The sequence below is a fragment of the Candidatus Krumholzibacteriota bacterium genome, from assembly GCA_016932415.1.
Taxonomy (GTDB): Bacteria; Krumholzibacteriota; Krumholzibacteriia; order Krumholzibacteriales; family Krumholzibacteriaceae; genus Krumholzibacterium.
This window is the reverse complement of record JAFGCX010000010.1, coordinates 319,442-335,123: the sequence shown is the minus strand read 5'-3', so window position 1 is coordinate 335,123 and position 15,682 is coordinate 319,442. Positions and strand designations below refer to the sequence as shown.

General features: G+C 50.8%; 8 protein-coding genes. 3 read left to right on the top strand and 5 right to left on the bottom strand.

What is annotated here, in order from left to right; all coding sequences use genetic code 11:
• Positions 1 to 16: 16 nt before the first annotated feature.
• Positions 17 to 6,499, bottom strand: a complete 6,483-nt coding sequence (locus JW814_04255) for a hypothetical protein (protein MBN2070651.1) — start codon at positions 6,497 to 6,499, stop codon at positions 17 to 19.
• A gap of 328 nt (positions 6,500 to 6,827) precedes the next feature.
• On the opposite strand from JW814_04255, the gene JW814_04250 reads away from it, so the two are divergent.
• The 3 genes from JW814_04250 to JW814_04240 are packed head-to-tail and all read left to right on the top strand — an operon-like array spanning position 6,828 to position 11,023.
• Entirely contained in the window at positions 6,828 to 8,231 is a 1,404-nt protein-coding gene (locus JW814_04250; GenBank protein ID MBN2070650.1) for an LptF/LptG family permease, read from the top strand.
• Positions 8,232 to 8,270: 39 nt separating this feature from the next.
• Positions 8,271 to 9,350, top strand: coding sequence for an LptF/LptG family permease (locus JW814_04245; GenBank protein MBN2070649.1), 1,080 nt, complete (start codon positions 8,271 to 8,273; stop codon positions 9,348 to 9,350).
• 56 nt (positions 9,351 to 9,406) lie between these two features.
• Positions 9,407 to 11,023 carry a GWxTD domain-containing protein gene (locus JW814_04240; protein ID MBN2070648.1) on the top strand — a complete coding sequence of 539 codons (1,617 nt, stop codon included), beginning with the start codon at positions 9,407 to 9,409 and terminating at the stop codon, positions 11,021 to 11,023.
• Between the two features lie 86 nt (positions 11,024 to 11,109).
• Here the strand turns inward: JW814_04240 and JW814_04235 are convergent, their stop codons facing one another.
• From JW814_04235 to JW814_04220, 4 genes are all read right to left on the bottom strand, one after another.
• Positions 11,110 to 12,366 carry an adenosylhomocysteinase gene (locus JW814_04235; protein MBN2070647.1) on the bottom strand — a complete coding sequence of 419 codons (1,257 nt, stop codon included), beginning with the start codon at positions 12,364 to 12,366 and terminating at the stop codon, positions 11,110 to 11,112.
• A 24-nt stretch (positions 12,367 to 12,390) separates the two neighbouring features.
• A complete protein-coding gene (locus JW814_04230; GenBank protein ID MBN2070646.1) occupies positions 12,391 to 13,542 on the bottom strand; it encodes a methionine adenosyltransferase in 1,152 nt (383 codons plus the stop codon).
• 62 nt (positions 13,543 to 13,604) lie between these two features.
• Positions 13,605 to 14,579 (bottom strand): NTP transferase domain-containing protein, encoded by a 975-nt coding sequence (locus JW814_04225; protein ID MBN2070645.1) that lies wholly within the window; start codon positions 14,577 to 14,579, stop codon positions 13,605 to 13,607.
• The gene (locus JW814_04220; GenBank protein MBN2070644.1) at positions 14,576 to 15,652 is read right to left on the bottom strand and encodes a bifunctional phosphoglucose/phosphomannose isomerase; all 1,077 of its coding nucleotides are present in this window, start codon (positions 15,650 to 15,652) and stop codon (positions 14,576 to 14,578) included. The genes JW814_04225 and JW814_04220 overlap by 4 nt, the downstream gene beginning before the upstream one ends.
• Positions 15,653 to 15,682 lie beyond the last annotated feature (30 nt).

Below are 15,682 nucleotides of genomic sequence, written 5' to 3'. Positions count from 1 at the left end.
AAAGCCTGGAAATCTCCTAGAACTTAAATTCCGCCGTGGCATGCAAGCTCACCTCATGATTGATGTAACCGTAGATACCTCCAGCACTCCTCTTGTAACCGAGAGCGAGGTTTCCCGACACGTTCCTGCTGAATGTATAAGTGAATCTCGGATAGATGGAGAGAGTCGAAGTCGGAGGAACGTTATATCTTTCCGCCCTGCTGTAGCTGACGTTGAGGACCGTCGTAAGGGCGCTTTCGAACTTGAGTTTCTTTTTATTGAGGAATGGCAGGGGCATTCCGATTCCTTTGGTCCCCTTGATATCATACTTCAGTTCAAGATTAGCCGACCAGCTTTTATCCCACAGTTCCTGACCCCTGTCAATGGTGGTTTTTTTCGAGTAAGCCACCGAGAAATTCGATGTCAGGCTGTTTTTCCATCTCAGATTCCAGTTCGGAGTGATCTGGAAGGCGTTCGTCTCTTCACCGAGTTTTTTCGAGGTCCTCTCTATATAGCTGATATTCAGATCGCTTCTCTCAATATACCTTCTCAGGATGGCCCACTCCTGCAGACCTCTCCAGTTGAGGTTCACGTCGGGCCATGTCAGATCCTGCGCTTCCGATCTCCTTGAATATGACATATCCTCGCGTTTCGACATATTGAAATTGAGATTGGCCGAGAGGTTGGATGTGATATCGAATCCCGACCTGAGATTCAGAGTGATGCCAGTGTTCTCCCTCAGAGGATCGGCGTCCGGGCCTCCCAACGCTCCTTCCGTACCGCTTCTCGACGCGAATCCGAACTGATACCCCATACCGGCCCTCTCGTAAAGGCGTTCGAACTGGCTGCGCCTGTCTATCTTGAAAGTGCTCTTGACCGGATCGACCCGCCCGAGAAACCGCAGAAGATGCCTGAACAGAAGCATCGGGTCAGCCGCCTTCTTTCCCTGTTCTTTACTGTCCGCGGTCAAAGTGCTGTCGACCGCCATGCTGTCCGGCGATGATGCTTCTTTTTTGTCCCCCAGCCCGGCGCGCGGACGTTTAAGGCCGAGATCGGCAAACGTTCCTTTTTTCTCTTCAGTCTCAGCTGTCTGCCCTCCCGCGGCAGTCGGATCGACAGGCTGAGTGGAACCGGGATTCGGGTCGAGAGAGACCTGTTCCCCGGCGACGCCCTTGTCCGAACTTGTCTTCTTATTCTTGAGCATCTCCTCGAACTGGGATTTTCTCTCTTCGTGGGACGCCCTCTGGTTCATCACCTTTCTCGCCGAGATCTCCTCCTCCTGCCCGATAATCTTGACCATCTTTCCGAATCCCATCGCGTATTTGCCGACATCGACATCGAACACGACATTGATTCCCCGCGTCGCGTAGACATCCCTCGTCCCTTCCGGATCTTCCGCCTGTCTTATCCCTGGTTTCAGGTCTTCCTCGTATTTTGTGTTATATTCAAATCTCGGATTGAACTGGGAGATCAGAAAGACCCCACCCTTGGGCTGATAGCTCATGTTCAGGGTCTGGATAAACGAGGTCAGTATCCCTATATCGACGCCGTACATCATATTTTCAACGGCGAGATTGCGTTTCTCCGTCCTCCGGTAGTTGAATTTGATCGATTCAAAAGGCTGATAGACGGTACTCATCTCGTTATCCCAGTGGCATGAATAAAAATCGGGCCGCTTGACAAACTCGCTGTTCGAATATGAATACCCTCTCCTGACAGACCGCGCCCCTGACGCCCTGAACGAAAAATCTGTAAGCCAGTATCTCCACTTTATCCCCTTGAAGAGCTTCAATTCCCTGTCCTTTCTGAACTGAAGCTGGTAAGTGGCGTTTCCGGCGAGAGTCCAGGAGGTATCCTTCGCCGTCGGCGAAAAACTGGCGCTCTTTGAATAGCTCATCCCCGCTTTGAGATTATCAAAGAGATTCTTCATAATAATATTCTTCGATCCCCGGCGGCTCATCGCGACGCTGAAATTGACACTGTTGTTGACCGACCTGAGGCTGTCCTGAACAGCGGCATCGGTTATCTCGACATCTTTCTGCGGGAGATACTTCGGTTTCGAGGTCGATGCTCCGTACTTCAGCGACACGGGAAGCTGGAACCCCCCTGTCGGGATGATATGATTGACCTCTGTCTTCGCGCTCAGCGAATAGCTGTTGGTCGTCACCCCGCTTCCCCTCTTCTGGTTGAGCGACCTGAACTCCGGACCGGTGCGCTGCCAGTTGCCTGACAGAGAGAATATCCCTCCGAAGTTTGTCGAGACGCTGAGTCTCTCGGCGTGGTCAATGTCTTTTCTCACATTGTCGACTACGATATCGTTGAACCATGCCTCTCCGCTCGGGATCATGATACCTGTCCTGTTCCTTAATCCCGAATAGAGAAACCGTACATTGAACAGGGTAGGGTCTCCCCTCAATCTAGCCTGATAACTTTTTGATGGATCGGAGGCGTCATGTATCAGGATCTCGGTGATATCGCCACCAGAAGGATTGAGTTTCATGTTGGTAAGATCGCTGAGAGTTATGTGGACGGCGTTCCACCGGCCAGCCCTCTGACTGGTCAGTGGTACGACTACTTCATAGTAGTTGAGGCTGTCATAAGCGAACTGAAGATAGAAATCGACTACATCGCCATCATGACTGGTAAGATCCTGGTTTCCCCTGATCCAGAACTCTATCTCCCTGTACTGCTGAAAATCCATTCCCTGTCCGTAGAAGCGTTTCATCAGCCTGAAAGATCTTTCCCTTTCAAAATTCTCCACCTCGATCAGCAGCGACTGTTCCCTGATGTCTATTCCATCCTCCTCCTGCACCTTGTAGGGAGATGAATATATCGAAGGATTGTCCTTGTTGTTTATCGTCCCTACCTTGACACGCATATCGGGAGTCGGGATTATACGGGTCTCATCGGCGATATCCCTGATGTTGTCAAATTCCCACCTGTTGCCGATGAATTTCATCTCGGCGATCTCGACGAGATGATCTATCGATCCGTCCACTTCGATACGGGCCTGAAGTTCCTGCGGGTCCTCCACCCAGATCCTGAAATGCTGGATCGCATCGAGCCTCGGAGCGACTCCCGTCGGAAGTTTGACCTTTGACAGATCGAGGCGGTACATCCTCCAGGCTTTTTTTTCGTTGATCCTGTAATTCTCACCGGCATCCCTCGTCTTGTCCGAGTCTGTCCAGTAACTGGAATATTTGTCCCTGTCGAAATCCCTCTGCACGTCTATAAGAGCTTCATCGGAAAGATCGAGGACCAGAGAATAGTATTCGTTTCTCTCATCGACACGCCCGTTGCGGTTCAGGTCCTCCGTATCATGGTAATTGTTCCCTACTCTCGAGTTGATACCCCTGTATATCTTTTTTACGGAATCCCACGTACTTCCATCGAATGCTTTCGGATAGACGAGACCGGGGTCATCGGCGGGAAAACCGGTGTCATATTCGATCGTCCAGTCGGTCTCTTTCTCGTCATCCCCCTCTCCGAGTTCCGGCTGGTGGAAATCCTCGTCGATCCTTCCGAAATCTATATGGAGCCTGCCTGCCCTCTCGTCGGGGTCAGTATTGTAATCGTTGACCCATATCTCGAGATACTGCGCCGTCGTGATATCGAGTCCTCCGGGGATACCGGTCATGATACCGCACCACTCGCCCGGCTGCGGATCGATCGCCTTTATGAAAAGGGACGATACGCTGGAGTTCTCCCGCGTATCCAGCCCCGGATTGAGATCCCTTTTACTCGTCGTCAGTTTGTACTGGAGAGATGTCGATTCGCGTACCGGATTATACCAGTAGAATTCATCCTCCCCGGCAAAAGATTCGAGGAATGCGCCGGGATTATCCGGATCTGCCGGAGGACTCGCCTCATACCACATCCGCCTGATGAGGCTGAGCTGGCTTGATTCCTCCACGCCTTCCATGTCATCGACGAACGCCTCTCCCTTCCTGTTCGGATTGGGGATGCTCACGGCGACTTCAGCGTTGACGTTCAGTGAACTCCTCGTGTCGGTATCGACTCTCGGGAGAAGATTGGCAACGGAAGTCATCCAGTCGGGTGAGAGTTGAAACGATCCATTTACGTCACCGGCCATATTCATCGTCGGTTCATCGCCCAGCCGCGGATTGTATTTCGGTGATCCGATGGAATTATACAGAAAGGAAGCGTTTAACCTTGAATTCGTCGAAAGGTTCATATTCGAACTGAATCCCAGGAGCGATCTCTTCCCTCCGCCTATAAGGGACTTGTGCTGATAATCGATCGACACCTTCGCGTCGGGAGACATCGTAAGCAGTCGGTCTCCCTTGAGACTCACCGTACCTCCGATATAATCGATGTCATAATCGCTCCCTCTCATCAGCGTTTCACCATCTACCGAGACTACCTCGGAACCCTCGATTATATCGAAGGCGTTCAGCTGGAAAGTCCTGTTGCCGCTGGTCGCCTCGACGACGATATTATACTCGTGCTTCGGGTTGCTGTCATAATCGGAATATATCCCGTCATTGAGTACAAGGTGCGCCATCACCGAATCGGCCGATACATAATCAGGGATCACGTAACCCATCTCGTCTACGCCTGTACCGAGGAAATAGGCTATGTCATCTCTCCTGAGGTTGAAAGGCTCGTACCAGGGAAACATCACGTAACCGTAGTTGAAATCGATTATCCCCTTCCTGTCGTCGATCAACCCGTCCGGGATCCTTTGCGACTCGACATTCTCCTGGTCGAGACCGAAAATGCGCAGGTAGCTCAGTTCCGTCTCCTCCTGGATATCCTTCGTGCCCACGATCGTCCTGACATTCTCTATAGTGACCTTCAAAGCTCCTCCCTCAAGACCGGCCGAGCCAAGAGAATAGACATTCCTCATCATCATGTTCCAGGTCGAATGAAGGAACTTGTTTTCAAGAGGCTCTGTGAGGTCTTCCTCATCCATCTCGACAGGATAGATCAGTTCCGCCCTGAGGACCTGGTCGGGGTTTGAGGGATAGATACCGTAATCGCCGATAGATATGTCATCAGCGGTCGAAGAGGTTCCCATATCGCTTTTATACCGGACGGCAAGAGACCTTTCCGTATCGAGAGGCTGATTGAGCCTTATCCCCACATATTTCGACTCCGAAGCTGAATCGATGTACTTTATAAGGGAATAATCCTCCCCTTCGTTAGCGAGACGGTACCAATCCTCGAAAGCCCCTGGCTCATTACCGGTAATTCCGTTGTTTTCCGGATCGACGCAGGCCTTGAGTTTGAATTTTGCCCCTCCCTGGTAATTGTCCAGTTCATACGTCTTGAGCGAGATGAAGACTTCGATCATGTCATTGAACGTCCCGCCGTACACGGGGAAATACTTGACCGGATGCCCGACGAATCCGATATTCGGCGTATCGAAAGACACGCCTGGCGTCTCAAAATAAAAATATTGCCTTTTTACATAGTTATAATCAGCGATCATGAATTCGCTGCTTTGTCCCCCGCTACCCGAGAACGATCCGGAAGCGTTCTCTCCCTCCTCCTTGCTCGCGATTACTGTCAGATCCATCAGCCCGATCTGCGCCTGCACCTTTACGCCAAAGAGGCCTCTTGATCCTCCCGAGTGACTGATCAGCTGCGCGCCGCTCAGAGTGAGGTCAGTATCTCCCATATCTATCGATTTGATTATCTCGTCTTCCAGCCCGATATATCGAAGGCTGACCCTGTTGGTCGATTGCATTCCTCCGCCCATACTGGAATGATCTATCTTCACATGTATCTTTTCTCCTATGTTTCCCTGAAGGTTGACCGACAGTTGCTGTTCCATGTCAAGATCGGGAAATTTCTGTTGCGAAGGCCTTCCCTCGGTCACGGGGCAGTTGGCGCACCACCTTGAAGTTCCGCCTATAGTTATCTTTTCCTTTCCCGAGACTGTCAGTCTCGTCTCTTCTCCGTCTCCTATGAGCCATTCTATCTGCTTTGGAAGTTTTATCGGGATGTTGAGATCGATCAGTCCTCCGCCCCTTCTTGTCTCCCTTTCTATCTCAAGGTTATACCTGACCTCGTCGACCCATGTTTTCCTGAAGCCCTTTCTCCTTATCGATTCAGCTCTTTCATCGATCGAGGAGGGAGTGATCTTCATGCCGGGTATCCTGACATCCCTTTCGGAACTCCTGAAATAGAGGCCGTCGCGATCATCTCTGGCGGTAAAAACATGATCTCCAGGCACGTCATAGCTGAAAAGCGTCCTGGTCATGGGATCATATTCCAACTTGCGTTTTCTCAGATCAAATCTGCCCTGGAGAAAATTCGGATACAGGGCTATACCGTTCAGAAGAATATATTCGGGGGGAAGAGTCCCATGCTCCTGCATGTAGTAGCGGATCTCTATCTGTCTCGAGACCTCCGAGAGATCGATCCTCAGAGTCTGGGCACGGGCACCTGTACTTCCGGGACCTGACAGAAAAATGAGGGCCAGGACGCAGAGATATTTTCCCGCCGCTCTCCTTCTATCTCCGCGGCCGATTATTTTTCCCGTCTTCTTCATGCAGCCTCATCGCCAGTCCACAGAAAAACCTGTCACAAAGATAAGGTAATATGTTAGATTACGTTCAACAAAACAATGGAAGGCAAAGGGTAGCTGATCACGATCTCGATGTCCCGAAAAAGAGACAAAATTCCCTTTCCCTGTCCACAAAAAGGTACAAGTACACCTTCCCCCTGCCGGCCGATTCGATTTGATGACCAGGGGGGGTGAACAAGCGATTCTTTATTCCGAGAGCGATGCCTCGTCCGGTTCAGGAACGAAGATCGCGCATTTTAATGACGGCCCGGACAACGGGAACTTTTTAAACAAAACTTTGTAAGTTAATAAAATGCATATTCTTGATCGATATATCCTGAGGCTTCATCTTCCTCCCTACTTCTTTGGACTGGCTATCATAACCTTTGTCTTCGTTATGGACTTTATCTTCCGATACCTCAGTCTGTTCATCGGCAAGGGGGTCGATTTTCTTGTCGTCCTCGAATTCTTTATCCTCAGTCTCGGTCATATGTTCGCATTAATTATACCAATGTCGGTAATGCCCGCCACGATGATGGCTTTCGGGCAACTCGCTTCGGAAAACGAGATAACAGCGATGAAGTCAAGCGGTATCTCCCTTTACAGGATGATTATCCCCGTCCTCATCGCGTCTATAATTCTCGGCGCGGCCCTGATCTACTATAACAACGCGATCCTTCCGGAGACAAACCACAAGTGTCTGAATCTTTATATCGATATCCAGAAAATGAAACCTACTCTCGAAATAAGGGAAAATATATTCAGCGACGCTATCAAGGGGTATACCATCCTTGTCAGGGAAAAGGACGACAAGACCGGCGAGATAAAGGATGTCCAGATATTTCAGAAACAAAAGGGCGGGATCCCGACGACGATCGTGGCCAACAGTGGAAAGATGTCATTCATTGATGAGGACAACGTACTGAGGTTCGAACTCAGGGATGGAGAAATTCACGAGATGCCCGACCCGAAAGATGTCTCTACGTACAGAAAGACTCTCTTCAGTAACTTTACCATCAACATGCGTGACATCGACAGAAGTCTCGACAGGTCCGAAAGGACGCACAGAACGGACAGGGAAATGAATGTGGGGATGATGCGGGAAAAGATAGCCGAAAAACAGGAAGAAGCCTCGGGCTACAGGATGGCGATGAACAAAGACGCCGCCCAGGCGATGATCTCGAAACTTTCACTCGCCGTGCCTGAATTGAAGGAACTGCTCGCACCGGTAAAGCAGGAGTCGGGAATCACCACCCCTGGAGGGGAAACAAGTCCGTCCAGAACGGAAACGGTATCTGTTGAAAAGACGAAACATGACATCGAGAGCGCGGCGAGGATCATAGATGGGTGCCAGCGCCTGATCAGCAAATACCAGGTCGAGATACACAAGAAATTCTCGATCCCTTTCAGCTGCCTGATATTCGTTCTTGTCGGCGCCCCCCTCGCGATCAGGGCCGGCAAAAAGGGGATGACTACATCGATTGGATTCAGCATACTGTTCTTCCTCGTCTACTACATGTTCCTCATCAGCGGGGAAAAATTCGCCGACAGGCAGTATATGCCAGCATGGCTTGCCATGTGGCTTCCGAACTTCATCCTCCTTTCCGCGGCGGTGCTCCTCCTGTGGAGTACAGTGCGCGAATCACAGACAATAAACTGGGACAGGTTCAACCCGCGTAAAAGGTGGCGGCTGAAAAAAAGGGCCGTTATATTGTAAGGTCGGAACCGGATCCGGACCTCTTTTGAAAGCGGTAAGATGAAGATAAATGACAGGTATATGCTTTCGACCTTCTGGCGCAACATATATATCGGAATCGCCGCTTTTATCGCGATCTATATCACTGTCGACATAAGCGAAAAGATCGACAAATTCATCGATGGAGACGCGACTGTCCTCCAGGCATTATCGTATTACTTTTTCCAGCTCCCGTGGATAATAATGCTTATCACTCCGGTCGCTGTCCTTCTCGCGTCGGTATTCACTCTGGGAAAACTTTCAAGGGATAATGAACTCACCGCTTTTATCTCGTCGGGGACATCACTTGTCAGGCTGGTCAGGCCTATATTCATCTCATCATTGATAATCACAGCTTTCTCGATCGTCATGAGCGATCTCGTAGTGCCGGTCTCGAAACGCAAGGCCGAAGAGATCATGGAAGTCGAGATCAGAAAGACCAAACAGAAATCGTCGCTGAGATACAAACTCGACCTGCACTACCAGGGAGAGAACAACAGGACTTATTATGCCGAAAGATATGATATCTCGATGAGCATGATGGTCAATATCATCGTCCAGGAATATGAAGGATCCAATCTCAGAAAAAGGATAGACGCGAGAAAAGCTTTCTGGAACGGGACAAGCTGGGTATTCGTCGATGGAGCCGTACGCATGTTCAAGGAAGCGGGAGAGGATGTCACCCCTTTTACCAGGCTCGAGATAGATGATTTCCCCGAAAAACCCGAAGACTTCGCCAAGAACGCGATCGAACCGGAAGAGATGAACTTCAACGAACTGCGCGATTATATCGAGAAAGTAAGAAGAGGCGGCGGTTCTGTTGACAAATACATGGTCGATCTTTATTTTAAATTCAGTTTTCCTTTTACAAGTTTTATATTTGCCATGATCGGAGTTTCCCTTTCATCGGCGAAAAGGAAAACATCGATGGCGACAGGTTTCGGTCTTACACTGCTCATCAGTTTTACCTATTACGGTATCCTGAGGATCGGCCAGTCGCTTGGCCATAGCGGAGTGATCCCCCCACCGATCGCCGCCTGGTTCGGAAATATCATATTCATCTCGATCGGAGGAATACTGCTGCGCAAGGCTAACCGATGACCGTGACGATTACCGATCCCCTGGTATTTCAGGCATTCAATAATAAGGATGGAATGATGCGTTATCTACCCAGATTGGTTCCCTGTCTGATGATTTTCCTTCTGACTCTTCAGATTTTCATCCCCTCAGCGGTTCGGGCAGAAGAATTCGACGGCGAGAACGCTCTCCTTAAAAAACTCTCTACCCGGGAACTCGTAACTTATTTCGGGCTTCGCTATTCGATGAACAGGCACCAGATGAAGCAGTTCCTGTCGCAACCCGGCCCCAAAGCACGGCTTGAATGGATAGACCGGTTCTGGATCGAGCGCGATCCATCGCCAGCGACACCATCGAATGAGAGAAGGATCGAGCATGAGACGAGGGTCGCTCTGGCCAGGGAACTCTTCGCCATGAAAAAAGCTCCGGGTTGGGATAAAAGGGGCGAGACTCTGATCCGGTGGGGAATGCCGGCTACGAGAAGATCGATCCCCGCCGATATTGGGTTCTACAGGATGATTCCTCCCGGCGAGATATGGTATTACAAGTCACTCGATATGATCGTCGCTTTTCAGAATTTCAACCTCAACGGCGAATTCATTTACGCTTTCGAGATATATGGCCTTACCGGGAGAGAACAGCTCGACAAGCTGAAAGCGATCTCCCAGTACCTGACGAATACTCCGGCCGAGATACTTGTCAACGTCCCACCGGCAAGTATCGAAGCGATATCCGGCCTGAATCCCGACAAGATCGATTATATGGCTGATCCCGATGTCAGGGCGGAGATCGGACAGGATATGATATCAGCTCTCGAAAGCCAGAATAACGACAAGAGAAGGAATAATTTTCACAAGTACCTGAAGGAAAACCCCGTCATCTATTCGGTCGAGCTTCGTGGAGACAGGCTTCCCGTATTTTTTGATATCCTCTCGTTCCGCGGTGGCGAGGGAGCGATAAGGATAGAACTCAATTTCGAGATACCGTCGGATGAAGTGAGGTTCAACCGGAGAGCGGACACCCTCAGCGCATCTGTCAGGCTCGATCTGCTTGTAAGGGATATCGAATTCCGCGAAGTGGCCATGGTGAGCGACATCATATCCGCTTCCCAGACCGGAGGGACGATATGGCAGGGACCGGGATATATTCCGGGACAGCTCGCGATGGCTCTCAAGCCGGGATATTATCGTATCGGTATCGAAGTCACCGATACCGGCAGCGGACGGAAGGGCGTCTTCCAGACTAACGTAGAACTTCCTTCGATGGATGGAAAACTCTCGCTCAGCGACATCCTTTTCGCCAGTTCGATCAGCGAGACGGACGACATGGTGAAATTCCGGAAAGGAGACCTTCAGGTAGTCCCTCATCCACTGCATGCCTACAGGATACCTTTTCCCCTGACTTTCTATTTCGAGATGTACGGTCTCGACACGGACCGGGATGGGCTCGCGTACTATACGATCGACTACAGGATAATACCCGTTTCGAAAAGAAGAAAGGGACCAGTCCTTGAAGAACCCCCTCCCGCGATCAGTTCGAAATTCGAGACTACCGGTTTTGGTTCCACTCAGATACAGAGGCTTGAGATCGCCACGGAAAACCTCTGGAAGGGAACATTCCAGCTGATCGTCTCGATCATGGACAGAAGGACCCTGGAGACGACTGAAAAACGAAGCAATTTTTCGATCCTTGAATAAAAAACCGCAGCCGGTGACGGAACAGATATCTTCCCGTCCCGATCGCCTGCTGCGGCAGTCTTCATCTGTCTGCGCCCGGTACAGGATCAGGTGCCAAGTTCCCAGCTCTCAAGATATTCTTTCTGCTTGGCTGTCAGTTCGTCGACGAGAGAACCGACCGCCTGCAGTTTAAGTCTCGCTATCTCCCTGTCTATACGTTCCGGGACCGGATAGACCTTCTTCTCAAGTCCGGCTCCACCCTTGATGAGGTATTCAGCGGAAAGAGCCTGGTTGGCAAAACTCATATCCATGACGGAAGCGGGATGTCCCTCGGCAGCCGCGAGGTTTATAAGGCGTCCCTCGGCGAGAATATTGATCCTGTTCCCGTTGGGAAGAGTGTACTGATCTATCTCGCTTCGAATATGTTTTTTCCCGGTAGAGACTTTCTCCAGATCCGGAATATCGATCTCGACATTGAAATGACCGGAGTTGGCGACAATCGCGCCGTCCTTCATCAGATCAAAATGTTCCTTGCGGATGACAGAGATATTTCCCGTCAATGTAATGAAGATATCTCCGATCCTGGCTGCCTCGAGGGAACTCATCACTGAAAATCCATCCATGACCGCTTCGAGAGCTTTTACGGGATCGATCTCTATCACGATGACATTCGCTCCCATTCCACGAGCCCTCATCGCCGTTCCTCTTCCGCACCATCCATATCCGAATATTACCACTCTCGATCCCGCCAGAAGAGCGTTGGTAGCCCTGATCACGCCGTCGATCGTGCTCTGTCCCGTCCCGTAACGGTTGTCGAAGAAATGCTTCGTCATCGCGTCATTTACCGCGATCATCGGATGTTCGAGCACCCCGTGTTCCTGCATCGCTTTGAGCCTGATCACGCCGGTAGTCGTCTCCTCGGAACCGCCTATGACGTTCTTTATCAGGTCCCTTCTATCCTTGTGGACCGTACTGACGAGATCTGCACCGTCATCCATCGTAATCTGCGGTTCGATGTCGAGAGCTGAATTGATGTGGCTGTAGTATGAGTCGTTATCCTCGCCTCTTATGGCAAAAACCGATATCTTGTAATCCTCGACAAGAGAAGCGACGACGTCATCCTGAGTGCTGAGCGGATTTGAAGCGCAGAGAGCTACTTCAGCTCCACCTGCCTTCAGGGTGCGCATGAGGTTGGCCGTCTCCGTCGTGACATGGAGACAGGAAGCTATCCTTATACCTTCAAGTGGCTTCTCCTTTTCAAATCTCTTCCTGATCATTCGCAGGACAGGCATCGATTCTTCCGCCCACTCGATCCTTTCCTTTCCTTTCGAGGCAAGCCCGAGATCCTTCGCGTCGTATTTCATCCGGTTATTCCTTTCAATTGGTTATCAACGATCCTGGAGCTTCGACTTCAACGCATCGGTATAGTCGAGCTTTTCCCATGTAAAATCAGATCCTTCGCGTCCGAAATGTCCATAAGCAGCCGTCTGCCGGTAGATATCCCGTCGCAGATCAAGACGCTCTATTATTCCCCGGGGGGTAAGATCAAAGAGTTCCCTGACGATCTTTGTAAGCTTCTCATCAGATATCTTTCCAGTGCCGAAAGTCTCGATCATCACCGATACCGGTTCGGCGACACCGATGGCGTACGCGATCTGTACCTCGCACTCGTCGGCAAGAGCGGCGCCCACTATATTCTTTGCCACATGCCTCGCGGCGTACGACGCGGAACGGTCGACCTTTGTCGGATCCTTTCCTGAAAAGGCACCTCCCCCGTGACTACCGAAACCTCCGTAAGTATCAACGATTATCTTGCGGCCGGTAAGACCGGTGTCGGCCATCGGGCCACCCCTGACGAATCGCCCGGTCGGATTGACCAGTATCCTGTAATCGGACTTATCTATGTCGAAAGGGGCAAGGACAGGGTCGATTACCTTTTCCGTCAGTCCCTTTCTTATCTCGTCGATCGAGACATCTTCACTGTGCTGAGTGGAAAGAAGGACTGTATCGATCTTCCTGGGAAAATTATCTTCGTACTCGATGGTGACCTGTGACTTTCCGTCCGGTTTGAGGTAACCTAGAGTCCCGTCTTTCCTTACGGCAGCCATCTGTTTTACAAGGAGATGCGCCAGATGAATAGGCATCGGCATCAGTACATCGGTCTGATGGCACGCGTACCCGAACATCATCCCCTGGTCACCCGCCCCGCCGGTATCTACACCCATCGCGATATCACCCGATTGTTCGTCAATAGCGGTGATCACTGCGGAAGTCTGGGAGGCGAAACCTAGAGAAGGTTCGTCATATCCGATGTCATGGATGACCGATCTCACTATCGTTGGAATATCGACATAAGCTGTCGTATGTATCTCCCCTGAAATAAAAGCCATCCCCGTCGTGACGAGAGTCTCGCAGGCGATCCTTCCCATTGGATCGTCTTTGAGTATAGCGTCGACGATACTGTCCGAGATCTGGTCGGCGACCTTGTCCGGATGGCCCTCTGTAACTGATTCTGAAGTAAAAAGGTGCTTCTCAGCCATTTACATCCTCCTTGGAATTATTTATACCGCATCAGTATATTTCCTTACATTCTCTCTATCGATCAATCCAAATCTACAAGCGAATCATCCCCGACATTAAGCCGCGCCGGTCTTGCTTTGACAACCACGCCTTTTCCCAGCACGCTCCCGGCCAGATTTGCTCCTTCGACCTGGCAATTCTCGTTAATTATCGAATCTCGTATCAGCGAACCTTCGATCCTGCATCCTTTGGATACAGTAACGTCGGGACCTATCACGGAATCTACGATCTCAGATCGGTCGCTGATGAAACATGGGTCTATGATTATTGTGTTCTTTCCGCTATAGCTCGATTTTCTACCCTTGAGAAGAGTGCTGTTAGTCTCCAGCAGCGTCTCGACCTTGCCACAATCGAACCAGTTATCTATCTCATATGGCACAAAGACGGCTCCACTGTCGATCATGTGAGAAAGGGCATCGGTGATCTGGTACTCTCCTCTCGTCCTGATATCATTTTCGATGACGTATTCGCATGACCTGTAAAGAAGCGACGAGTTTTTGAAATAATAGAGCCCGACGACGGCGAGATTGCTTTTCGGGTGATCGGGTTTTTCCTCTATCCCGGTGATCCTGCCGCCGGAAACCTCGCATATACCGAACCTGCGCGGATCCTCGACCTCTCTCACTCCGAGAACGCAGTCCCCCGAGCGCGGGACCTTCGAGAGATCGGTATCGATGATGGTATCTCCAAGAATTATTATCAGTTCAGAATCATCAGCATACGGCGAAGTCAGCGACACGGCATGCGCGATCCCTTTCTGCTCTTCCTGAATGACAAAATTCATTTCGATATCGTAATTATCCGTCAGGTATTCCCTTATCTGATCTCCCATATAACCGATTATCGGAACAAGCTCCGTCACTCCCATCGAGACGAGGGAATCGACGATATGTCCTAGGATCGGTTTGCCCGCAACCGTCACAAGCGCTTTCGGGATCGTATATGTCAGCGGACGAAGCCTTTTCCCGATTCCCGCCAACGGGATCACTGCTTTCATCGATACTCCGATCTTGTCAGGTCCTTCAACTCGTCGATCTTTTTAATCGGCGTGGGGTCGACTCCATACTCGACTGCCAGGTAAACGCTTGTCAGGTCTCCAAGGACCACGGCAGATAACTGGCGCTCGAACCTTCCCACAGCTCCCGCAGCGCCGGAGCTCTCTATCTTTATCGCCCCACCGGCCAGAGACTCAAGAAGTAAATACGCCGCTTCCATTCTTTTCGTCACCCTGGGATCGTCATCCCTGTCGCAAAGCATTATAAGAAAAAGATACTGCCTGAGTTTTTCCGGGCAATCCCAGGCCATGATCTCGTTATGGCCAAGCTCCGGGAAAGTGTTGAAAAACGCCATTGATTTGCTGTTTTCGTTGAACTGGCATTTCCACCTGTAGGCGGCTCCGGCAAGAAGGCCGTCTCCGCTGTAGATCAGGGGCGTCTTTCCGTAAAGTCTTTTCGCGAGTTGCATCGCGCTGTTTCCAGCCAGGTCTGCTTCGAGATGGCATTTTTCAAGGAGGCTCCTGGTGCCTTGCATCACCGAATCGAACGCCTCATCATCTATATCGAGAATATTCCATTCGCTCGCCAGCCTGACAAGCGGCGCGAATAGATAACCAAGAGAAGCACGGGGAGGATTGCCGCCGGGGATCTTAAGGAGTGGGACTCCCGCAGCCTCGGCTTCATCGGCAAGCAGACCTCCCGAGGTTATCACCGCAACGGGTGATCCCTTGACAATCGCCTCTCTGAAGGCGCTTATGACCTCCTCCGTGTTGCCGCTGTAACTGATACAGATTACAGGCGTGTCGGTTCCTGCAAAAGAAGGAAGGGAATACCCCCGCTCGATATGGAGGCTCTTGCGGCAACCGGGTCTTATCAGGTCTTTCATCAGCTGTCCGCCTATTGCTGATCCTCCCATTGCGCTGATTATGAACGAGGATGGCGGTTCTGGGATATCACGGACAAAATCGAGCGATGATCCCCACGCTTCATCCATCTGGTCCGGCAGGGACAAGACCTTGTCGATCATCCTGTCCTGGTCGATGCTGTAGTGTCTTGCGGAATGTTCGACGTTCAAATAAACCCTCCAGCAGATGGCTTTCCGCCA

Excerpts from the sequence above, each read along its gene's own strand:
- JW814_04245 (MBN2070649.1), top strand. The coding sequence starts at position 8,271 with ATGAAGATAAATGACAGGTATATGCTTTCGACCTTCTGGCGCAACATA.
- JW814_04225 (MBN2070645.1), bottom strand. The coding sequence starts at position 14,579 with ATGAAAGCAGTGATCCCGTTGGCGGGAATCGGGAAAAGGCTTCGTCCG.
- JW814_04230 (MBN2070646.1), bottom strand. The coding sequence starts at position 13,542 with ATGGCTGAGAAGCACCTTTTTACTTCAGAATCAGTTACAGAGGGCCAT.
- JW814_04250 (MBN2070650.1), top strand. The coding sequence starts at position 6,828 with ATGCATATTCTTGATCGATATATCCTGAGGCTTCATCTTCCTCCCTAC.
- JW814_04235 (MBN2070647.1), bottom strand. The coding sequence starts at position 12,366 with ATGAAATACGACGCGAAGGATCTCGGGCTTGCCTCGAAAGGAAAGGAA.
- JW814_04255 (MBN2070651.1), bottom strand. The coding sequence starts at position 6,499 with ATGAAGAAGACGGGAAAAATAATCGGCCGCGGAGATAGAAGGAGAGCG.
- JW814_04240 (MBN2070648.1), top strand. The coding sequence starts at position 9,407 with ATGCGTTATCTACCCAGATTGGTTCCCTGTCTGATGATTTTCCTTCTG.